This window comes from Lysinibacillus sp. NPDC093210 (assembly GCF_044753985.1).
Lineage (GTDB): Bacteria > Bacillota > Bacilli > Bacillales_A > Planococcaceae > Lysinibacillus.
Genome location: NZ_JBIVOE010000002.1, coordinates 585772 through 608051 on the forward strand (window position 1 = coordinate 585772; position 22280 = coordinate 608051).

Annotated in this window: 18 protein-coding genes and 1 riboswitch; of the genes, 6 read left to right on the top strand and 12 right to left on the bottom strand. The window is 37.8% G+C overall.

Annotation, left to right across the window (positions count from 1 at the left end; genetic code table 11):
• The first annotated feature begins 6 nt into the window (after positions 1–6).
• The 6 genes from ACIP9C_RS08360 to thiW all read left to right on the top strand — a co-directional run bounded on the left by ACIP9C_RS08360 (position 7) and on the right by thiW (position 6192).
• On the top strand, positions 7–1113 hold the full coding sequence (locus tag ACIP9C_RS08360) for an ABC transporter ATP-binding protein (RefSeq protein WP_401009627.1): 1107 nt from the start codon (positions 7–9) through the stop codon (positions 1111–1113).
• Complete coding sequence (locus ACIP9C_RS08365) at positions 1103–1912, top strand: ABC transporter permease (protein WP_401009628.1); 810 nt, start codon at positions 1103–1105, stop codon at positions 1910–1912. Before ACIP9C_RS08360 ends, ACIP9C_RS08365 begins: the two co-directional genes overlap by 11 nt.
• The gene (locus ACIP9C_RS08370) at positions 1909–2706 is read left to right on the top strand and encodes an ABC transporter permease (protein ID WP_401009629.1); all 798 of its coding nucleotides are present in this window, start codon (positions 1909–1911) and stop codon (positions 2704–2706) included. Before ACIP9C_RS08365 ends, ACIP9C_RS08370 begins: the two co-directional genes overlap by 4 nt.
• Complete coding sequence (locus tag ACIP9C_RS08375) at positions 2703–3776, top strand: ABC transporter substrate-binding protein (RefSeq protein ID WP_401009630.1); 1074 nt, start codon at positions 2703–2705, stop codon at positions 3774–3776. Before ACIP9C_RS08370 ends, ACIP9C_RS08375 begins: the two co-directional genes overlap by 4 nt.
• Before the next feature lie 344 nt (positions 3777–4120).
• The gene (locus ACIP9C_RS08380; protein ID WP_401009631.1) at positions 4121–5317 is read left to right on the top strand and encodes an MFS transporter; all 1197 of its coding nucleotides are present in this window, start codon (positions 4121–4123) and stop codon (positions 5315–5317) included.
• A 55-nt stretch (positions 5318–5372) separates the two neighbouring features.
• Positions 5373–5480, top strand: a riboswitch (TPP riboswitch).
• Between the two features lie 220 nt (positions 5481–5700).
• Entirely contained in the window at positions 5701–6192 is a 492-nt protein-coding gene (gene thiW, locus ACIP9C_RS08385; RefSeq protein ID WP_401009632.1) for an energy coupling factor transporter S component ThiW, read from the top strand.
• Between the two features lie 59 nt (positions 6193–6251).
• Here the strand turns inward: thiW and ACIP9C_RS08390 are convergent, their stop codons facing one another.
• The 12 genes from ACIP9C_RS08390 to ACIP9C_RS08445 form a co-directional block, all read right to left on the bottom strand.
• A complete protein-coding gene (locus ACIP9C_RS08390) occupies positions 6252–8849 on the bottom strand; it encodes a VWA domain-containing protein (protein WP_401009633.1) in 2598 nt (865 codons plus the stop codon).
• The gene (locus ACIP9C_RS08395) at positions 8833–10578 is read right to left on the bottom strand and encodes a vWA domain-containing protein (protein WP_401009634.1); all 1746 of its coding nucleotides are present in this window, start codon (positions 10576–10578) and stop codon (positions 8833–8835) included. Before ACIP9C_RS08395 ends, ACIP9C_RS08390 begins: the two co-directional genes overlap by 17 nt.
• 11 nt (positions 10579–10589) lie before the next feature.
• The gene (locus ACIP9C_RS08400; RefSeq protein ID WP_401009635.1) at positions 10590–11462 is read right to left on the bottom strand and encodes a DUF58 domain-containing protein; all 873 of its coding nucleotides are present in this window, start codon (positions 11460–11462) and stop codon (positions 10590–10592) included.
• Positions 11459–12454, bottom strand: a complete 996-nt coding sequence (locus tag ACIP9C_RS08405) for an AAA family ATPase (RefSeq protein WP_401009636.1) — start codon at positions 12452–12454, stop codon at positions 11459–11461. Before ACIP9C_RS08405 ends, ACIP9C_RS08400 begins: the two co-directional genes overlap by 4 nt.
• A gap of 11 nt (positions 12455–12465) precedes the next feature.
• Positions 12466–13902, bottom strand: a complete 1437-nt coding sequence (locus ACIP9C_RS08410; RefSeq protein ID WP_401009637.1) for a hypothetical protein — start codon at positions 13900–13902, stop codon at positions 12466–12468.
• 12 nt (positions 13903–13914) lie between these two features.
• A complete protein-coding gene (locus tag ACIP9C_RS08415) occupies positions 13915–14760 on the bottom strand; it encodes an ABC transporter permease (RefSeq protein WP_401009638.1) in 846 nt (281 codons plus the stop codon).
• Entirely contained in the window at positions 14757–15692 is a 936-nt protein-coding gene (locus ACIP9C_RS08420; protein ID WP_401009639.1) for an ABC transporter ATP-binding protein, read from the bottom strand. The genes ACIP9C_RS08415 and ACIP9C_RS08420 overlap by 4 nt, the downstream gene beginning before the upstream one ends.
• Positions 15692–18082: a hypothetical protein gene (locus tag ACIP9C_RS08425; RefSeq protein WP_401009640.1), complete on the bottom strand. Its 2391-nt coding sequence runs from the start codon at positions 18080–18082 to the stop codon at positions 15692–15694. Before ACIP9C_RS08425 ends, ACIP9C_RS08420 begins: the two co-directional genes overlap by 1 nt.
• 389 nt (positions 18083–18471) lie before the next feature.
• A complete protein-coding gene (locus tag ACIP9C_RS08430) occupies positions 18472–19359 on the bottom strand; it encodes a transcriptional regulator CcpC (protein WP_401009880.1) in 888 nt (295 codons plus the stop codon).
• Between the two features lie 67 nt (positions 19360–19426).
• Positions 19427–19870 carry a cyclic-di-AMP-binding protein CbpB gene (cbpB, locus tag ACIP9C_RS08435; protein ID WP_340826130.1) on the bottom strand — a complete coding sequence of 148 codons (444 nt, stop codon included), beginning with the start codon at positions 19868–19870 and terminating at the stop codon, positions 19427–19429.
• Positions 19871–20286: 416 nt separating this feature from the next.
• A complete protein-coding gene (locus ACIP9C_RS08440; protein ID WP_401009641.1) occupies positions 20287–21522 on the bottom strand; it encodes an MFS transporter in 1236 nt (411 codons plus the stop codon).
• Between the two features lie 15 nt (positions 21523–21537).
• The gene (locus ACIP9C_RS08445; RefSeq protein ID WP_401009642.1) at positions 21538–22176 is read right to left on the bottom strand and encodes a DUF2268 domain-containing putative Zn-dependent protease; all 639 of its coding nucleotides are present in this window, start codon (positions 22174–22176) and stop codon (positions 21538–21540) included.
• Positions 22177–22280 lie beyond the last annotated feature (104 nt).

A 22280-nucleotide genomic window follows, 5' to 3' on the forward strand; every position in this document is an offset into this window, starting at 1 on the left:
GCTTCTATGACAACAAATTCAATTATCCGATTTGAAAATGTTTCAAAATCATATAGTGACGGTACAGTCGTCCTACAAAATATTAACTTAGAGCTTGAAAAAGGGAAGTTTTATACGTTACTCGGTCCTTCTGGTTGCGGTAAAACAACTATATTACGTATTATTGCTGGTTTCACAGAACCTACTACAGGTGATGTATTCTTCCACGATAAAAAAATTAATACTGTTCCAGCAAATGAACGCCAAGTTAACACAGTGTTTCAGGATTATGCGTTATTTCCACATTTAAACGTTTTTGAAAACGTAGCATTTGGACTACGCATTAAAAAGCTTCCTGAAAGCAACATTAAAGAACGTGTGTCAGAAGCGCTTAAATTTGTCAATTTAGCAGGTTATGGCAATCGTGAAATTTCTGAAATGTCAGGTGGTCAACGTCAACGAGTGGCTATCGCTCGTGCCATTGTGAATGATCCAGAGGTAATTTTACTTGATGAGCCTCTTTCTGCACTAGACTTAAAACTTCGTACAGAAATGCAGTATGAACTACGTGAATTACAACAAAGACTTGGTAAAACTTTTGTATTTGTTACACATGACCAAGAGGAAGCTTTAGCCATGAGTGATGAAATATTTGTACTGAGTGAAGGTCAAATTCAACAATCAGGTACACCAGTAGATATCTATGATGAACCAATTAACCGTTTTGTTGCCGACTTTATCGGAGAATCAAACATTGTTAACGGTGTTATGATAGAAGATTTTACAGTTGAATTTGCAGGTAAAGTGTTTGAGTGTGTTGACCAAGGGATGAAACCAAATGAGAAAATTGATATTGTCATTCGTCCAGAGGATTTAGAAATTACAACAGTCGACAAAGGAAAATTAATTGTTAAGGTAGATACTCAATTATTCCGTGGGGTACATTATGAGCTTTCCACATATGACAAGGCTGGCAATGAATGGCTCGTACATTCATTGAAAAAAGCTGATGTAGGGACAGAAATCGGATTAGACTTTGATCCAGAAGCCATTCATGTAATGCGCTTAAATGAAACTGAGGAAGAGTTCGATAAACGTCTAGAATCTTATGGAGATGACGAAGATGCAAACTAAAACTTCGAAATCCGCGTTATTTCCATACGTTTTATGGATTGCACTGTTTGTTATTGCGCCGATTGCTCTCGTTGTTTACTACTCCCTACTAGATTTACATGGCAATTTTACGCTTAATAACTACAAAGCTTTTTTCTCTTCTGTCTATTTAAAAATGACTCTTAGTTCGTTTTGGTATGCGTTTTTAATAACATTCTTTACACTGCTTATTTCATACCCGACTGCTTATTTTTTAACAAAGACAAAACACAAGCAGCTATGGCTATTGCTCATTATTATTCCATCTTGGATTAATTTATTGTTAAAAACATACGCGTTTATAGGGATTTTTGGTTTATATGGTCCGATTAACGCAGCGATTGAAGTATTCGGCTTTGATCCGAAGCAAATGTTATTTACAGATATTAGCTTTGTCTTTGTATCTGTTTATATTTTTATACCATTTATGATTTTACCAATTTTCAACTCATTGGATCGTCTAAATCCAACGCTTATATACGCAGCCCGCGACCTAGGCGCATCTGCTTTTACAACATTCCGTCGCGTCGTATTACCATTAACGATGGATGGCGTTAAATCAGGGATTCAAGTTGTATTTATTCCAGCTTTATCACTATTCATGATTACTCGCTTAATTGCAGGGAATCGTGTAATTACACTTGGTACAGCAATTGAACAGCAATTCCTTGTGACGCAAAACTGGGGTATGGGTTCAACGATTGCCGTATTTTTAATTTTATTCATGGTGATTATTATGCTTATTACAGGTCAAAAGGATAAAGGAGGTCGCGTACGATGAGCAAACTTTCAACTTCTGCAAAAGTGTATTTAGCGATTGTTTTTCTCGTCCTGTATGCACCTATATTTTACTTAGTCTTTTACTCATTCAATAGTGGGGATTCCATGACTAACTTTCAATCCTTTACATTGGACCATTACAAGGCAGTATTCGAGGATTCAAGACTACTTGTTATTTTAATTAATACGGTAATTGTTGCATTGCTTTCTGCCCTTATCTCGACGATTATTGGCACATTAGGAGCAATCGGTATTGTTACGGTAAAAGATTCGAAAATGCGCAATACCCTACTTTCCTTAAATAATGTGTTAATTGTTAGTCCAGATGTTATTATCGGTGCAAGCTTTTTAATATTATTTACAATGGTTGGCATTAAACTAGGCTTTGCTTCAGTATTATTAGCCCATGTTGCGTTTAGTGTTCCTATTGTAGTACTTATGGTTTTACCGAAGTTGCTTGAGATGAATAAGTCGTTAATTGATGCAGCTTTAGATCTTGGTGCTACGAAAAAAGATGTCATGATGCGCGTTATTTTACCATATATTCAGCCTGGTATTTTTGCAGGTTTCTTTCTCGCTTTAACTTATTCATTGGATGACTTTGCCGTAACATTTTTCGTAACAGGAAATGGCTTTAGTACATTATCTGTTGAAATTTACTCGATGGCACGTGCAGGTATTTCGTTAACGGTTAACGCAATTTCTGGTTTAGTATTCTTCGTAACGATATTAGTTGTAGTCGGCTATTATTTCTTTACAAGCCGTACAAGTAAAAGAACGGGGGGACAACAATGAAATCTTTAATTCAAGCTACCATCGCTATTCTTGTCGTGTCCGCCCTTTTAATGTACGCTGCTGACGCAATGAGTGCGAACGGTGGTAAAAGTGGTAAAGATACATTAACTATTTTTAACTGGGGAGAATATATCGACCCTGATTTGCTAAAGCAATTCGAAAAAGAAACGGGTATCCATGTTATTTACGAAACATTTGACTCAAATGAGGCAATGATGACGAAAATTAAACAAGGTGGTACGGCTTACGATATTGCAGTGCCATCTGAATATATGATTGAAAAAATGAAGGAAGAAAACTTACTACTTCCGTTAGATAAAACGAAAATACCTAATTTTAAAAATATCGATCCGTATTTTCTCGATTTACCATTTGATGATAACAATGAATACTCTGTTCCTTATTTCTGGGGCACAGTAGGTATTGTCTATAATCCAGATTTGGTCGGTGACTTAGATTTCTCTTCTTGGGAAGATTTATGGGACCCATCGTTAAAACGTAAAGTCTTTTTAGTGGATGGTGCACGTGAAGTTATTGGCATGGGCTTAAATAGTCTTGGCCTTTCTCTTAACTCGTTAGATGACCATGAGTTACGTCAGGCTACAAATAAGCTAATTACACTTGCTCCAAACGTTAAAGCAATTATCGGAGATGAAATTACACCTTTAATGATTAATAATGAAGCGGCTGTTGCTCTCACATGGTCTGGTCAAGCAGCAGATATGTTATTTGAAAATGAAGACTTAGACTTTGCTGTTCCAGAAGAAGGCTCAAACTTGTGGTTTGACAATATGGTTATCCCGAAAACTTCGAAAAATGTTGATGGTGCACATGCTTTTATTAACTTTATGTTGAAAGAGGAATCTGGTGCTCAAAATGCTGATTATGTAGGTTATTCTACTCCTAATATTGCAGCAATGAACTTAATGGATAAAGAAGTTGTTACTGATGAGCGCTTCTACCCTTCCGAGGAGCAACGTAAAACATTAGAAGTATATAAAAACCTAGGGCCAGATTATTTAGGCAAATACAATGAGTTGTTTTTAGAATTTAAAATGAGTATTCGATAAATACTAATGAGAAAAAACAATATTTTTCTCTCTTAGAGAGTCGACAAAAGGCATCAAGAGTTCAAAACACTTGGTGTCTTTTGTCATTTTTTCTTTTGATAGTACTAAGATAGAATTTCACTTCCGATGTGTTCAGTTGATTGGAGCGGAGGGTTGCGGCTTACGGTGTGCCCGCGGAAAGCGACACCAGTAGTGGAAATCAACGGTATTATTTAGAGGATAAACAATGTCTTCGTAGATGAATGATCAGGTCATTCATCTACGACTATAATCCAATAGCCAAGCAATATTTCTTTATGATAGACTGGAATAATGTTTCAATATAAAAAAAAGGGGGGGATTCAATGACCCAGCAGAAGTCAAACAAGGCGGCTTTGTATATTTTAATGTTTAATATGTTTATCGCAATGGGGAGTATCGGAATTATTATTCCTGTTATGCCAAAGTATTTACACATATTTGGTGCAGCAGGACAAGTTCTTGGCATGTTAATTGCAACGTTCGCCTTTGCACAATTCATTTTTTCTCCAATTGCTGGGAATCTTTCGGATCGATATGGTCGAAAAAACTTGATTGTTTTTGGTCTGATTGTAACTGGTATTGGGCAAATATCGTTCGGGCTATCTACAGACGTATGGATGCTTTTTGTTGCTCGTTTCTTAGGAGGTTTAGGTTCTGCCTTTGTAGCACCTCCAATTATGGCGTTTGTAGCAGATATCACAACGTATGAAGAACGAGGTAAAGGAATGGGCATGTTAGGTGCCGCAATGTCTCTTGGTTTTATGATTGGACCAGGTATTGGTGGATTCTTATCTAAAGTTAGTTTGCATTTCCCATTCTTTATGGCTGGAGGAGCAGCTATTATTGCCTCTATCCTTTCATTGTTGTTATTACCTTCTACAAAACCAAGTGCAGCTCAGAAAGCACAAAAGCAAGATAATCTTGTGAGGCAGATGGCACGTTCAGTCCAAATGCCATACTTTGTCATGTTGATTATTATGCTAGTGTTCTCGTTCGGCATCGCCAATTTCCAAACGACATTATCATTATTTGTGACAGACAAATTTAACTATACACCTACCGATATTGCGATAATTTTAACTGTAGGTGGTGCATTTGGTGTTGTGGTGCAGATGTTCATCATCACACCACTCTTTAAGCGCTTTGGGGAAATGAAAGTTGTATTAGTCAATTTATTTATTGCTGCTGTAGCTATTTTCCTAATATTATTTGTTTCTGGCTTTGCACTTATTTTAGTTGTCGCAACGATTTTCTCAACGGCAACAACACTTATTCGCCCAGCCGTCAACACACTGATTTCTAAACTTGCTGGCAATGAACAAGGTTTAGCGGCTGGACTTACCAATGCCTATATGAGTCTTGGAAATATGATTGGTCCTGCACTTGCGGGTCTTTTATTCGATTGGAATATGAACAGTCCGTATATATTTGGGGCAATTATTTTAATGACATGCTTCTTACTAGCGCTCATTTGGACATTGAAAAAGGCGCCGCATCTTATGCAACCTGATTCAAATTAGTCCATTGACAATTATTTGTAATATGGTACATTTATTATCGAAAAATTAAATCGTTTAACACCACTAGGGGAGTCTTTACAAGGCTGAGACGTATATACTCATATACGAACCCTTTGAACCTGATCTAGTTCATACTAGCGGAGGGAAGTGGCGACGCTTGCTTTCGTGTAATTTTAAATTGCAAGGCCGCTTCCTTTCGTACAAGGGAGCGGCTTTTTTGTATTCATTAGACAGTGCTAACGGCGATTTTGCGAGGACTACCGGCGATTTGTCCGGTTTTATCGGCGATTTCGGGATGCCTATCGGCGATTTCTAGCATTTCACCGGCGGTTCACTTTGTTCTATCGGCGATTCATCCCACAAAACTAAAAGGAGTAACTATCATGTCTATTCGAAAACTAACTACTATGGCTTTATTAGTAGCTATTGCAGTAGCAGGCTCTATTTTTGTCTCCATTCCAACTGGCATTGCTCGTGCTTATCCTGTACAACATGCGATCAATGTCATCTGTGCCATTTTATTAGGTCCTATGCCTTCTATCATCGTTGCTATAGTTACAGCATTGATTCGTATATTAACAGGTACAGGCTCTCTTTTGGCGATTCCAGGCAGTGTCATCGGGGCAGCATGTGCAGCTTTTGCTTATAAATACAGTCGCAACAACTGGCTAGCTGGTGTTGGTGAAGTATTTGGCACAGGTATCCTTGCCTCATTAGTCGCTGTACCATATGCGCAATTATTAATGGGAACATCTGTAGGTGCTTTATTTTTTATGCCTGCATTTTTGACATCTAGTTTAATTGGGGCATTTCTTGGTATTTTGATTGCTAGCAATCTACGGAAAACCGCATCGCATATTCTTTTTACGAAATAGCTTTGTTTATAAAAAAGACGATGGCACATGCTTTGAGCAATGTGCCATCGTCTTTTTGATTAAGAGCGTTTTTTCATTCCTTTTAATAACTGTGCAACGTTCGTGTCCTCCGCCTGTACGGTTGCTTCTTCTATAGACTTTTCTTTTTGCTTATGCCTTGGTATGAAGCTCCATCCAAAGCGTCGAATCGTAATATCTACGAAGAATAATAGCATCCCTGTTAATAGTAACCATGTTGCAATATTTTGGCGCTCTGCTCCTTTGTTAGTGAACTTACGGAACACGTCTTGTGGTTCTTTCAAGACAGAGCCACCAGTTTGCATCGTTAGTTGCTCAACAAGTGTTTCATTCACGGGACGTAATTCATATTCTGCACTGTACGGTACGCTTAGACCAGCCTGGTAAATGGCCTGCTCTTCGTCAGCAATACGGAAAAAAATCAACCCTGGTTTAGCTTTGACAACTGCACGTACTTGCGAGGCAGAAATCGTTTCAAGCTGCAAATCAAGCTCCTCGCCAGATTCATCGACAGCGACAATATCTAAAAATGCAGCTTCATTTGTCGGGTCCGTGATGATAAATGAGCCATCTGTATCAAGACGTACATCATAGGCTACATCATTATAACTTGGTAGCATTTGCGAAATGATAGTTTGCCAAAATGATCCCCATTCTTGCCACCTTGCCCAGTCACCAGCCCATTTCCCTGTCGAATCTGATGTGAAAGCAAAAGTTTTACCAAGTCCATATTGCCATTGTGCCAATACAGGGTCTTCCTTCTCGCTTTCAGCTATCACAGCAGCTCCCTGCTTCGCTGTCGTACCAATATATGCATTCATTTGTGGCACACCATTTGCAAAGAGTGCATTCCATCCAGCTGCATTATAAATTGTAGGGTAAAATGGATTGTCTTCTATATAAGTACGTGAAATCATTGCTGTCTCACGTGATAAAATTGAAGGAATTGTTTGTTCATCAATGACATCATAGAAACGACCACTACCCATTTCACTTAATGACTGTAGTAAGTTGCCATCTGCATCTTGTCCAATCGCCACTGTAGAAAGTGTAATTCCTTGTTCCTTACCATTTTCAATTAAATCCTCATAATTGCCTGATTGCGACTGTCCATCAGTTAATAAAATAATATGCTTCCTCTGCAATTTTAAATCTGCCAAACTATCATATGCTGCTGCAAGTGAGCTATATATTTCCGTACCACCACCAGGAGTCACCGATAAAATCGTATCGACTGCTTCCTCTTTATTACCAAGCGGTCCAGTTTCAATGATTTCCCAAGGTCGATCATCAAAGGCAATAAACCCAAGCGAATCCTCATCGCGTAACATTTCAACTGATCGCGCGGCCGCCTCTTTCGCTAGCTCTAATTTTGAGCCATACATACTTCCTGAACGGTCAAGTACGATGACAAGTCCTAGCGATGGCAATTGCTCTTTACCCTTTATCTCCATCTCAACAGGTAATAATGTTTCAATTGGAGTTTTAAAATAGCCACCCAAGCCGAAGCTATTTTCACCACCGACCATTGTAAAGCCAACACCAAAGTTTTTGACTGCCTGCTCAATAACACTCATCTTCGCTTCACCGACTAAGTGTCCAGGTACATTATCGAAGATAATAGCGTTATATTGCAAATAGCTAGATAGTTCATTTGGCAAGCTTGCTGCATCTATCACATCATAGGAGATTGAATTCGCCCCTAGAGCTGCAGCAATTGGTGATGCCGTATCGTAGCCATTAACAATGAGTAAATGTGGCTCACTTTGCACCATTGTAATACTTGTTAATTTATTATTTTCAAAAATCGCATCCTGTCCAACTTGCACGTGTGCCTCATATTTTACAAGCCCCTCTGCAGTTGCCGTATGTTTATATGTGAAAACATTTGAACCTTGTGCAAGTTCCACAGACTCGCGATGAATGAGTTCGTCATTTTCGTACAGTAATAGTTCCCCTTGTCCTGGAGCTGTTGCATTTACTTCCGTAACAAGCTGCTGCTGTTCACCTACGTAAGCTACTTGTGGTGTGACAAAGCTTTTTAGCGACACATCATTCGTCACGCTTTGATGAAATGGAACGACATCTACACTAATATTGGAGCCCTTTAGCTTCGTTGCAAAATCTAGCGCACTCCCTTGTGTCTCATTGGCATCTGTTAGTAAAACAAGTCTTGTTGCCTTTTTAGGATCGACAATACCTGTAGCAAGTTGAAGACTTTGCTCAATATCCGTTTGGTCTGTTCCTTTGACTTCAGTAAATTTTGGAACTTCCTTTAATGATTTCGATAAAATCGCTTCTGTTTGGAGAGTTGATGAAAAAGAGTAAATCCCTGCAAGTTGTTCATCCTTTTTCGTTTTCAAACTTTCCTCTATAAAACTAGTCATTTCCGCTTCTGTATTATTCATCGAAGCAGAACGGTCAACTAAATATAATACTTGCTCGTCCTTTACTGGTAATAAAATATAGGGCGCTGCGAGTGCAAAGACCAAACAACCGATTGCTATTACACGAATGCTCATTACAACAAGATGGCTTTTCTTCAAGCGCATACGCTCTTGCCAATAAGTCCACCCAAAGTACATAAACAATGGCACTAATAACAATAAGGCTAATGGCGTATCAATTCGTAAATCCACGACGTCGTTGCACCTCCCACTCTGCTACAAGTAAACATAAAATAATAAGTATTAACCAAGGGACAAATGAAGCCTTTGATACTTCTTCTTTGCCATTTTGTTGAAGCTCTCCAAGCGTATAGCTTGTCCCTTCTTCTATCACACGTTCAGGTGCCTGTAGTTGCACGATAAGACGTTTTTCTTCATTACTTGAACGAGCCATGTAAATACCTGGCTGCATCGGTGCAGTTAATAAACCGTTAGTGATTGTCGATAAAAATTCATCGTCCTGAGAATAGACACTCCATTCTCCCTGTGCTAACGCAACTGAACGTTGCTCATTTGGTGCGAAAATGCCAAGAGATCCTACTGTTTCAGATAATTGTTGTTCCGCACTCCATAAAAATAAAGGGAACGAAGGATATAATGGCCAATCCGTATCTGCAATATCAGCTAGAACGATAATATCCCCTTGTGGTGATCGTTGAATAAACGGTTTATCACCTACTGTAGCAATTGTTTTATAACCATCAAAAGACGGATACAGAGCACTTACATAAATATCATTTAACTCACTAAATGCAAATAAAGCATCGCTCGTTGTTTTTACCTCACCATTGATTTCCTTTTTTTCAACATCATCACGTCCAATTAACACTAACGGTCTCTGTATTTTTTGAAGTAATGATGTTTGATTTGTTACGATGGTAGCATTTTGGTTATCCGCTAGTTGTAATGACGGCACAATCTTTACATTATCGTTAATAGATTGAAAGCCCTTTTGAATAAGTTGATGCATGTTTTGATCGATAACGATATTGGAGGTAGCAGTTTGAAGCACAACCGATTGTGTATTATCCACAGCATAATCATCTTTCACATCAATCTTCGCTGTTATAGTATCCATTAAGGGTAAATCTTTAAATGTTTTAGTCGTAGCCTCATTCGCTGTTAAAGATATTTGCTCGTCTATTATCACTTCACCTTGATTATTTTGAAGGGTAATTGTCAGCTCATGCTCCTGGTCGGTATCGTTTTGTAGTTGCACTAACGCCATCGTAGATTTACCATCTGTGGTTGCAGCAAAGCGTGTAATCGCAACATTTGCTAATCCCTTTTCAGAACCATAAACGAGCCATTTCACTGAATCTTTCTCCATTGGTAATTGTTTTTTATCGAGTGAATCTGTAAAGACATAAATCGATGTTTGCGAATCACCAACAAATGCTTGTGCAACATCAAGTGCCTTATTCATTTGCGCAGTTTCATATGTTACATGTAAATCTTGTATCGCTTTTTCAATATTTTTCACATTCGTTTCCTGCTGTAGTACTGCTTGTGGCGTATTGCCAGATGTTATCAATGTGACAGGTCGTCCGTCAAGTTGGTCCACTAATGATTGCATTTCTTTTTTATGTGCATCAAATGTGGATTGCTCTTTACCGGCTAGCATTGTAGCAGACGTATCAACGATAAAAATCGTCTGCGCACCCGCAATAGTACTTTTCTTCACATACGGATTCATCAGTGCTAACACTAATAGGAGCAATGCTAGTAATTGCAAATAGAGCAACGCATTTTTTTGTAAATGCTTTAAATATGGAGAAACCCGAGTTTCTTGCATAATTTCAGACCAAAAAAGTGTTGAGGACACCGTTTGATCGGTATATTTTTTTCGAAAGAAATAATAGAGCAGGACAATGACCGGGATGATGGCCGTCCAGCTAAACATAATTTGACTAAAGCCCAAAACGGCTCACCTCACCTAATCCAATGTGCTTTTAATAATTGCTGAAAGATTGCATGTTGCAACCCGTCCTCCACCTTAAGCTGCAGTTTACGTACACCAAAGCGACGACAAATCGCTTCAAATTCCTCTTCGTGCTGGCGACGTCTTGCCTCATACGTATTTAGTACTTTTGATGACATTGTGACATTTACATCACGTCCTGTTTCACGGTCGAGTAAACGCACATCTCCTGCATAATGAGGGGATAGCTCCTCCTCCGTAACGATTTGTAAAATGCGGACATCACCTGCAAAACGGGGTAATCTTCTCAATAACTGCTCCCATTCCTCAATAGGTTCAAGCCCATCCGTCACGATGAATAGCACTGTACTATCCTTTGGTAAAGCCTTTAATGCTCCCTGTGCAAAGCCTGCTGTATAAGTTGCTTCTTCAATATCTGTTACAACTTGCAAAAATGCACGACGATACATAGCACCTTTACGACGAAACGGTGGCTTCACGTCATCCTGCACATAAGCAAACGATAAACGGTCATCTCTTCCAAGTACCATTAATCCAAGTGAAGCAACGATTTGCCTTGCGAACGTCCATTTAGCCGAATCGCCCATTGACTTTGTTGCATCTAATAAAATATGCACGCGCATTTCTTGCTCGTCTAAAAAACGTTTAATAAAATATTTATCGGTTCTTGCAAAAACGTTCCAATCTACTTGTCGCACGTCATCACCTAAATGATATTCGCGGAAATCAGAGAAATCGAGGGATGCCCCGAAGCGCTGCGAACGATGCGAGCCTTTATGCTGGCCACGCAATTTGGAGGCAGTCGCCACTTGGAAACGACTAATTTTCGCTAACCAATCTTCGGGCAATATGTTTTTTGTCATCGACTTACGCCTTGCTGTACTTTTTCTAAAATCACATCGATCACATCATCTGCTGTCTTACCTGAAGCCTCCCCTTCATAATTCAGCAGCATTCGGTGACGGAATACGGGCTTCGCCACTGACTTAATATCCCCTACAGATACATGAAAGCGTCCACTCATTAGTGCTCTAGCTTTCGCTAATTTAATTAAGCTTTGTAAGCCCCTTGGACCACTGCCATATTGTACATAGTGTTTTACTTCATCTATAGCTTCTTCTCTTTCTGGATGTGTTGCCACTACAAGATCTGCTGCAAACTCAAGCATCTCATCAGCAATCATCACTTCCTTAACCATTTGTTGTGCCAATATTAGTCCATCTGTATCCAAAACTTTTTGTAAGCTTACTTCTTGCGCACCTGTTGTCCGCTTCATAATTTCCATAAGCTCACTTTTCGCGGGATAAGGAACGAGAATTTTACAAAGGAAACGGTCCATTTGCGCCTCTGGCAACGGATATGTACCTTCCATTTCAATAGGGTTTTGTGTAGCTAAAACGAAAAATGGTTTTGCCATTTTCTTCGTATCACCTAAAATCGTAACTGTTTTTTCCCCCATTGCTTCAAGCAAGGCACTTTGCGTTTTCGGTGTTGCACGGTTAATTTCGTCTGCCAATACCATTTGACTAAAAATTGGTCCTGGCTGGAATGTAAATTGCTGTCTGCCGTCTGCTGTTCGCTCAATCATGCTTGTTCCTGTAATATCAGCGGGCATTAAGTCCGGTGTAAATTGAATACGAGAAAAAGATAAATCGAGCACTTCAGAAATTGTACGAATGAGCATCGTTTTCCCTAAACCTGGAAGCCCCTCTAACAGCGCATGGCCGTCTGCAAGGACTGCATATAACGTGTAATCAATTGCTTCTTCTTGTCCAACAATAAAGCGATGAATTTCATCTTTTACTTGTTGTAATTTCGTACCCATTTCGACATACTGTTGTTCTGTAAATGCCATGTTTTCTCCTCCTACTGCTGCTCAATAGTCGTGAAATATGATTGCACGACTTGTTGTAAATCCTTCGGTAATTGTAAACGCTCAGAGCTTTCTAAATAGCTATCTTTATATGAGCCAATTACTTCTTCATACGGCTTGATAGAACCCTTTGTAATCGGCCCATTTCCTTGTTGCTCAGATACATGCGAACCGTCGCCTAATTGCCCGCCATCGACAGTCGTTTCGTTAGATCCACCAATTCTAGGTGTAGTTAATAAATTACGGCTGCCTTGACCGCGCCCCGCACCATTTCCTTGCCCTTGCCCTTGACCTTGACCCTGTCCTTGTCCTTGCCCTTGTCCTTGTCCCTGTCCTTGTCCTTGTCCCTGTCCCTGACCTTGTCCCTGTCCTTGCTGATTGCCTTGTGATTGCCCATTACCTGTTGCTTGCTGGGTACCACTTTGGGAATTATTTTGTCCTTGCTGTCCCGATTGCCCTTTTTGACCGCTCGGCTGTGCGTTACCTGAAGAATGTTGATTCGAGTTTGAATTGCTCTGCTGGTTTTTATTTGTACTATTAGCACTGGCAATAGCATTTTGTAATGTATTGCTTGCTGGTTTCCCTAAATTGCTCATCGCAGTTTGCGTTGTATTTGCACTTTGTGTAAGCTGCTGCTGCGTCTGAGCAAGCTCTTTCAACTGTGCGATTTCCTCTTTTGATAAAGCATCATTGTTATTGTCTGCAGCGCCTTCATTACTCGCTGTTTGCTTATCTTTTAATTGCTGTTCTTTTAGAGCTAATTCCTTCTGCTTTTTCACAACTTCACGTAACGCTTCTTCCGCTGTTTGCGTTTCTTTTAATGTATTTTGTAATTCTTTTAACTGCTCTTTCACTTCTTTTGTCTCTGCTTTTTTCTCTAACTTGGCAACTTCTTTTTTTATGTCCTCAATAACCGCTTTTTCTTTTTCAACTTCAATCGCCTCGATTTGCGTTGCAGCTGGGAACATATAAAGTATTGCTAATACGACAGCTGTCACAAAAAAGCCCACGAAAGCTTTAGTTCGAAACAAATTTTTCTTTCTAGCTTTAAATTCAGCAAATGCTTTTTCCGACTTTTGGACAGCCTTTGTAAGTAAAGATTGTACGAGTGGATCTTTGTCATCTTTAAATGACAATGCTGTTACTAATTCATTATGAGAGAAGTAATGATCCAACGCATGCAATGCTTCCTTCTCTTTAACACGTCGCCACCATATTAAAACGACTGTAGCAAGTATGCCTATAATAAATGTAGCAAGAGCAATCTGACGATAATATGGCCAAACAAACAATCTTGATACAAGGACGAGCAAAGCACTCGAAAGCAATGCTAAAAACAACCCGTACTGTGCAATTGGTAGACTTCTCTCAAATGTTAAACAGTTTTTTGCACGCTGAATAAATTTTCGTAATTGCTGTCGACGTTCCATGCTGTTTCCTCCTCATCGATTACTCTTCATATTGGCGCGTAATTTTTTAATCGCAATCGATAAACTTAACACGATAATTAAAATATAAATTACTAAATAGGTAATCCATAGTGGGAACTCAACTCCGCTAAGCTCTGTTAACGCGTCTCCCATAGATGGTGAAATAAGTGTAAGCATTAAAGCGCCTGGATTAATAGATGCCCAAAAGTATGTCATAAATGAAGTACTTGTTGCAATCGTATTCCCCATTTGATGGAATGCCATTGATAGGAAGAAGAAAAATGCCGTAATTCCTCCTAAGAAAATGATTGAGCCGTACGTAGCTATCATTGCCACAATTGTTTTCTTTGTAATAGTTGAAAACATAACACCAATACTGCCAATTGCCACAACTGTTAATAAGTAAAATAAAAAGATTGAAATAAGTTGAGAAGGTGATACTCCACCAAATAAAAATACTAAACTATACAACGGTAGCCCGGCGATTAACATTAATACTAAAAACGCCACTGATGACAATAATTTACCAATGATAATTTGTGTTGAGCTTTGTGTAGTTGTTAGTAAAATATTTAACGTTTGCTTTTCTCGTTCACTACTAATTGCCCCTGCAGTTAAACTCGGTGTAATGAAAAGAACGAGTGCCATTTGTAAAATTGTCAGTACAGCAAACATCATAAAGCTTGTATCAGGTCTAAAGAATCCTTTGCCAGTAAATCCAGTCGTTAGCAGTAAAAAGCCCGCGATAAAAATACAAATCACCGCTAGATAAAACATTAAACCTGAAAAGCTTTTAAAAGAACGGAAGCGTAACTTCAATTCTTTTACAAGTACAGGGTTATAAAACCTTTCCATCATTGACTGTCCGCTCCCTTCGTAATCGCCATAAAGACATCCTCTAAATCTTTTTCTTCTTCACTCAATGCATAAATTGGTAGATCCGCAAGCATCGCTTTTTTAAGCAACATAATTTGTTCACGGTCCGTTCCACGGTAATTAAAGGCTATTTCCAATCGATTGTCCATCACATCTATTGAAGAAACAAGTGGATCTTCCTCCAAAAATGCACGTACTTCGTTTAAACAATCCGAAACCTTTATAACAATGCGCTTTTCCCCTTGTAACTGAGCCTGAATAGTAGCAACATTACCATGGGCAATCAGTTTACCATTATCAATAACGCCTATTTCATCGCACATTTCAGCTAGCTCTGGCAAAATATGCGAGGAAATTAAAATGGTTTTCCCCATGGATTTTAAATTTCGTAAAATATCACGCATTTCTACTCGTGCACGTGGATCTAATCCTGAAGCAGGTTCATCCAAGATTAATACCTTTGGATCATGGATAAGGGCTCTTGCTAAACATAGACGCTGCTTCATTCCTCGCGATAGTAAATCGACATATTCAAAACGTTTATTTGTTAAATTAACGAGCTCTAGTAATTGCGGTATCAGTACTTTACGGTCCTGCGTTCCAATGCCATAGCTCGCACCATAAAAGTCTAAATATTCATCTACCTTTAGTTGGTCGTATACACCGAAGAAGTCTGGCATATAGCCAATTTGTTTACGAACTTCTTTTGGTTCCTTAATGACACTTTTTCCGTTAATCAATGCATCGCCTGAAGTTGGGGAAAGCAATGTTGCTAAAATCGAAAATGTTGTCGATTTCCCAGCACCATTGGCACCTACAAAACCAAACACTACCCCTTCCTCCAATGATAAATTTAAATGATCTAGTGCTATGAAGGAGCCATACTTTTTTGTTAAATCACGAATCTCAATCATTACTTCGCCACTCCTTTCAGCTCTATTTCAGGTAATTTTGTCTGCTCTCCAGTTTGATCTGGTCCAAATTTAATTTCCAAAAGCAGTTCACCCTTTTCATTGAAATACTGGGTAATATCATTTGTAAATACCTGCTTTGTATCAACTAATGGCTCATAGGCATTCGTTGTATTATTCCAAATCGAAAGCTGCATCCGCTTAACATCTTTATTAGAAATTGTGAGCTCATTTAAAGATTGAACGAAGCTCATAAAATTGTCTGGCATCTCTATCGATAATTCGTATAAGCCATCTGACAAGTACCAAGTATTTAACTGCTCATCTATTTTATCAAAAAAGGCATTTGATGATTGTGGGCTCAAATTATACGAAAAGTTGTTGCGTTTCATCGTAAATGGACCGGACATTTCAACTTTTCCATCGAATGGCTGTACAAAATAAGAAATAGGCGACATCTTGACGCTTGTTTCAAGTTCTACGCCAACAATCGCTTGTTCTGCCCAAGCTGTAATGACTGGTTGTTTTTCATTTTCTACTAATAGAAGTGCTTGAGATTTCATACGATCAATACGTAGTGGGTCAACCTCTTCCTTCGTTTTTGGATTATCATAATTATAATTATTAAAGTTTGAAGGCTTTTGAAGAATCGTTGTTTTCATTTCTTTATCCACCGTTAGTGTGGCATTTGGTTCAATATCACCTAGCTTCACTTCTTTCGTGCCTGATATTACAGTGACATCCTTTAGAGCGAACGGGAAGTTATTTTTAACTGTCCCTGAAAGCTTTTCATCTTTCAATGTAATATCAACATCCATTTTGCCAATATTTTGAGCTGCAGTTTTCCCTCCAAAAGATTGGACAGACCAATAGCTTAAATCACGTAATGTTAATGTCGAACCATTTGCGTGCTCCTTAATATACGATGATTCATGTAATGAACCCGTTGCACCGGAGAGATTATAGTTGTTACGGAATGCTAGTGCAGTCGTAGTCTTATCAGCATTCACAACAAAATTACCACTTCGATTTGTTAAAATCGATTCAACATAATAGCCATTTACGCTACTATCTTCATTTACTTTAAAAAATGCTGATTGTTGTACTTGTGGCTGTACAATACGATCTTTTGCACCAAAAATAAATAGCGCAATCGATAGGACAACAGAAATAGCAGGAACCAACCACCAAGCATGCTCTCGTTTATCCATTTTCTTTAGAACGAAGTAAAGGAGTGGACCAATTACTAAAATATAAAGAATGATGACGATGAGCATATAACTAACAGACACTTCAAATGATGGGAATAACTCATTAATACTACCTAGCTCATAAGAAAGCTGATCCATCGTAGATTGACCTTGCATCGTTGATTGTTGAGACATTGTTTGAATATCTAGCATTTTCGCCGTTAATGCCGCATAGCCATCCATTGATGCTAAAGGCTGATCTCCTAATGAAAACGTTGTTTGCATAATCTCTCCACTACCAACCTGTTTCTTAGCTGCTAGAATAATATTATTGTCCTTTAATACTGGGATACTTCCTTCGTTTTCTGTTGCTGTATATACAGGTATTGCTTGTGTGAAAATACCGCCTCCAGATAATTTTGTTAAGCTATCTGCTGAGACATTTGTCATTTGTTGGGATAATGAAAGTGGTAAATAGTCTTTAAAAACACCCGCTGTTGCATTGATTTGCTCAGCGCCTCCAAGTAATAATGTCCCGCCATCTTGTACCCATTTTAATAATGCTTCCTGTTGTTTTGGTGATAAATCAGCAATGGCTACCTCATCTACTGCAATGATATTTGCCATCTCAAAACCTTGCGCAACTTCAGGTAATGTAAAATCCTTAAGTTGATTTAAATTAAAAATTTCAACACTATTTGATGGTACAAATTGTGATAATCGTAAATATGCCGATAAGCGGTCACTTTTATCTGTTAGCGTATAAATAAATGTTGAATTTGCTTCTAAAAAATTAGCCTGTAAACGTTTTGTTCCTTTATACGCAACCTTTTTCCCTTTTTCAATATCGCCCTCATAAAAGGCAAATAAATCGGCATCGGAATATCCGTAGTCAGCTACGCTGTCTAAATATAAGGTAAATGTTTTTTCTTCACCAGCTGCTATATCGATTGGAACGACTAGTGCTGATGCAGCCTGATAAGAATTAAAGGCATTGATGGCCATATCTCCGGAAAAGTCAGCACCATTATTTTTGACCGTTACTTGCAATGGTGTAACTGATTGATATTTAGCCTTTCCTGAAATCCCTGCCTTAGCTTGTACCTCTAAAGTAGGTGCCGCGCTCGCCTCGGAGACAGGCAGAGCATAACCTACAACAAGCATTAAGAGTAGTATTAGTACTGTAATATTTATTTTTTTCAAAAGCTCAACCCCTTTTTCTTACTTTTAGATGATTACATAATTATACGTTTTATCGGGCATTTTGTTCCATTTCTTATGATATCTTCATGAATATTCATAAACTCTTAAGATTTAGGGTATTGCTGATGTCCGCTTTGGCGGATGCTTTCCGCGGACACACCGTAAGCCGCAACCCTCGCTAACGCGCGGCTTGTTGCGTCTTACGTTCTGTGCGTTCCCGCAGGAGTCACCGCCTTCGCTACCATCAACTAGTGTGCTCTGCTAAATTTTTTCTTTGGCAGAAGAAAGTATTTCGTAGTTCTCCTTCCTATTAAGCACAGCAAAAAAGTGTTAGATTGACTGCAATCAATCTAACACTTTTTGTCCTAGCCCTTTAAGCATTGGATTCTTTACTTTGTATAGTCAAACAGACATCGCGCATGATCTTGCACAACTTCTACAAATGCCTCAACTTGTCGTAATTCGAAAGAAGACTCATAGCCAATTAACCATGTATCTCGCGTTAAACCGAATTCTTTTTCATCGTTTGTTAGTGCGATTTTATTAATATTATCATGCTCATTTAATGTGATTGACGGTAAAATAGCATAACCTATGCCATTTAACGCCATCTGCTTACAAATTTCAATTTGATCCACTAAAATTTGTCTTCTTGGATTTGAAGCAAAATGCTGTTGCCACCATTGCTGTATTTCCTGATAATAGTTCGAATCACTTTTGAATTGTATAAATGGGCGATCAGTCGTTAACACATCTTCAATCGTTTTTAATTCTTGGTCGACTAAGTACAGTGTATCGCGGAAAAGATGAATCTTTTCTCCTTTCCAATCGACCTGACCACGCACAATTCCGACATGGGCCTCTCCTTCATATAAAGCTTTTACAATTTCTGAGCTCCAGCCAGTCATAAGTGATATTTTAGCTTCTGGATATTTTGTCACAAAGTCCTTTAATATTTGGGGCAACCAGTTTTGCCCTACAATAGAAGCACAAGCAATTTTTAGTGTCCCATTAACTTTTGTCGTTAAGGATTGAATCATTTCAAAGATTTCTTCTTTTTTAGCGAGCATGTCTGTTGCATAGGCAATGACGTGCTCCCCAGCAGGTGTTGCTGTTAGTCCTTTTTGTGAACGAATAAAAAGCTGTGCACCCCAATCTTTTTCAATCGATTGCAACCGTTGTGAAAGTGCAGGCTGCGATAAAAACAACCGCTCCGCTGCCTTACGCATATTGCGTTCCTCAGCTAAAACTTTCAAAATTTCCGCTTCTGTTGCCATCAATTACCTAAACCTCCAATACAAGTAAAGGGGGACCTCATGATTTTCATCTGAGCTCCCTCTTACACTACTTTTCTTTTTGATAGATATATTTTTTCAACTGCTTTAAAATAACGCGTCTTGTTAAAATCCCTGTAAATGTACCATCTTCATCTATAACACATAAAAATGCATGGTTAATAACCAAATCTAAAGCGCGTTGGAATGTATCCGTCATCTTTAATACGGCTATATTTTTCTCCATTATTGTATCAACTTTAATATCTGGTAATTTTTCATATTCAATATGTTCGAGACCTAGAATGGATTCGGTAATCATTTTCATGCTCAGTAAACCTTGAAGTCGATATTTCATATCTAATACAGGTATTGATGAATACCCCGTACGTGTTAGAACAAGGAGTGCATGCTCAGCACTGTTACCAATTTGTACATGCGCGACCTTTTCGGATGAAATAATAAAATCACTAATTGGCATTGCTAATAAGTCTTTGCTGTTAGTTGAAATCATGAAATTCTTCTCCTTTTCTGTCCTTGCTTTGCAGAACAGGATCCTTCTCTTTTATCATATCACAATGTTTCCGAATATGACCACGACAAGGTCAAGAAGAGTTTTTTATAAACAACGCATATTATGGGCATTTCCCATTAACACCTTCTTCTGTTCTAAGCATATTAGGAGGAATATTATTATATTCTCCTCATTTACATAGATAATGCATCTTCAATGTAATATCTATTTATGTATGTAATGCTAAAATATCTTTATGTAGTTTTGTAAATTAAATTTCCTATTTACTTTTCACTAAGTTTTTCTCTAAGTATAGTATGGAGCACAAATCGTCCCTTGATTCGTTTCAGTACTCTTTCCATATACAAATTTCATCCTCAGCTTTATACAATGTATTCGCATATGGAAAGGACATTTTATACATTATTATAATTGTCAGAATTGTTTGCGTGACTGGCACTCAAAATAATAAAAAATACGATACCTGTTAGTAATTCAAGGGCACCACTTATGATTGGGACAAATCTGATACCTAAGCCCTCTATAATGATTCCAGTAAATAACGCGCCAATTTGTATTGCAGCCAATGTAACGGTATTCCACAAGCCAAAGACTCTCCCCTGTAAATCTTCTGGAACCTGTGTTTGCATAATATATCTTTCAAATGGTGCTAATATAGCTGCGCCGATTGAAAATATAATTAGCGCAAGTATGCCTTGAAATATACCATTAGTAAAACCGAATAGTATCCAGCCAAATCCAATCAATCCATAAATAAAGCTATATTTAATTTTATTGCTAAGCATAAATTTTTTCTGAGCTATTTTATACCCAACAATAATTGCAATTAAACCTTCAGCACAATACAAAATGCTAATTCCATAATTTTGCATTTCATATATATTCGTTACATATTGCTGAAGCATTAAATTAAAGGTACCAATAATTATTCCCATCGTTAACGCAGAAATTAATACAATCCCCACTAATTTATTTTGCTGAACAACTTTTAAACCCGTTATAAATTCTTCTTTAAAATTCTTTTCTGATTTTATTTTCTCACTATGCTTCCAGTTACATAAATAAATATTAACTGCTGATATTAAATATAGTAATGAGGCGATAATCCATGCTATCTCTAGCGGAAAAAATGAAATCACTAGTCCCCCGATTGAGGCTCCTGTAAGCCTTATAACACTTGTAATTGTATAGCTTAAAGAGTTAGCAACAACTAAATCTTCTCCATTTACGATATTTTTCACTACTTTTTGAGAGGCAATAGAAGAGAACGAATTTGATATTCCAATGATGAATCGAATAACAAAAAATAAAACCCAAGATATTTTCATATCGAATTGTGGAATAAATATATAAACTAAAAATAACAGTGCATTTAAAAAATCAGCAAATACTATTAACTTCCTAATATTCACCCTATCTACAAAAACCCCAGTAAATAAGCTAAATAAAATAGGTGCAAGTCCACTTATTGACCATAACAATCCTAACTGTATCCCATTTTGTGTTATTTTATCTAATAACACAAGCATCCCTATAAACGAAATCCAAGATCCTAAACCAGTAAAAATTGAGGACATTTGTAATCTTTTAAAATCCGGATACTTTCTCCATATATACGAAATTGTATTCATTTTAATGTTAATCACCTATCTACTAGTAGAGTTATAATAAATTTGATAAGGATTAAGTCGTATTAAATGTTCGAATTGTGTTTGTGGTTCTTTTTTCATAAAGTTATTAACAATGCAGTATCCCATCGAATAACCTAACCACAATGGGTATTCCAATGTGTTACCATACATAAATTTTTGAATCTCATCCGCTTTCGTTAAAGAAAGCTTATGCTTAAAACGTTCTATATACAGATTTATTTCATTGTTACTTAAAGACGTTGCCCATTCCCCAACATAGTCTTTACCAAGAGCATATTCTACAAATAATTCAGAACAGCCTTCATCTATCATGACATCTAGTAAAGTTTTAGGATCTTTCTTTTTAACGATTGTATTGCGAACAACATGCTGGTATTCATGGAAGGAAATACTTTGAATATATTTTGAATCCACCCTTTTATCAACATTTAAATAGATAAAAATATTTGATGTCCCATCTGTATGTGCTAGAATTCCGTTCATTTTTTCTAAATAAAATACATCCGTCGTAATTAAAGGCAGAAGAAACACATTCGTAGGCACTTCCATTAATTTTTTACTAGCTGATTTTATATAAGTCGCCACTTCATGTTCGATATCATGGTATAGGTTTTCCTTTTTTTCAGGCATCATTTGACTAAAACCAGTTAGTATTAATTGATCGATATCTAAAGCTGAGCTAAATATAACAAGTTTTTCTTTTACCTGATTAATAGGTTTATCAATTAAATTAATTA

Coding starts and splice junctions, on each gene's coding strand:
- ACIP9C_RS08415 (WP_401009638.1), bottom strand. CDS start 14,760: ATGATGGAAAGGTTTTATAACCCTGTACTTGTAAAAGAATTGAAGTTA.
- ACIP9C_RS08405 (WP_401009636.1), bottom strand. CDS start 12,454: ATGGCATTTACAGAACAACAGTATGTCGAAATGGGTACGAAATTACAA.
- ACIP9C_RS08430 (WP_401009880.1), bottom strand. CDS start 19,359: ATGGCAACAGAAGCGGAAATTTTGAAAGTTTTAGCTGAGGAACGCAAT.
- ACIP9C_RS08400 (WP_401009635.1), bottom strand. CDS start 11,462: ATGACAAAAAACATATTGCCCGAAGATTGGTTAGCGAAAATTAGTCGT.
- ACIP9C_RS08360 (WP_401009627.1), top strand. CDS start 7: ATGACAACAAATTCAATTATCCGATTTGAAAATGTTTCAAAATCATAT.
- ACIP9C_RS08375 (WP_401009630.1), top strand. CDS start 2,703: ATGAAATCTTTAATTCAAGCTACCATCGCTATTCTTGTCGTGTCCGCC.
- ACIP9C_RS08420 (WP_401009639.1), bottom strand. CDS start 15,692: ATGATTGAGATTCGTGATTTAACAAAAAAGTATGGCTCCTTCATAGCA.
- ACIP9C_RS08440 (WP_401009641.1), bottom strand. CDS start 21,522: ATGAATACAATTTCGTATATATGGAGAAAGTATCCGGATTTTAAAAGA.
- ACIP9C_RS08445 (WP_401009642.1), bottom strand. CDS start 22,176: ATGATGCCTGAAAAAAAGGAAAACCTATACCATGATATCGAACATGAA.
- ACIP9C_RS08365 (WP_401009628.1), top strand. CDS start 1,103: ATGCAAACTAAAACTTCGAAATCCGCGTTATTTCCATACGTTTTATGG.
- ACIP9C_RS08410 (WP_401009637.1), bottom strand. CDS start 13,902: ATGGAACGTCGACAGCAATTACGAAAATTTATTCAGCGTGCAAAAAAC.
- thiW (WP_401009632.1), top strand. CDS start 5,701: ATGTCTATTCGAAAACTAACTACTATGGCTTTATTAGTAGCTATTGCA.
- cbpB (WP_340826130.1), bottom strand. CDS start 19,870: ATGATTTCAACTAACAGCAAAGACTTATTAGCAATGCCAATTAGTGAT.
- ACIP9C_RS08380 (WP_401009631.1), top strand. CDS start 4,121: ATGACCCAGCAGAAGTCAAACAAGGCGGCTTTGTATATTTTAATGTTT.
- ACIP9C_RS08370 (WP_401009629.1), top strand. CDS start 1,909: ATGAGCAAACTTTCAACTTCTGCAAAAGTGTATTTAGCGATTGTTTTT.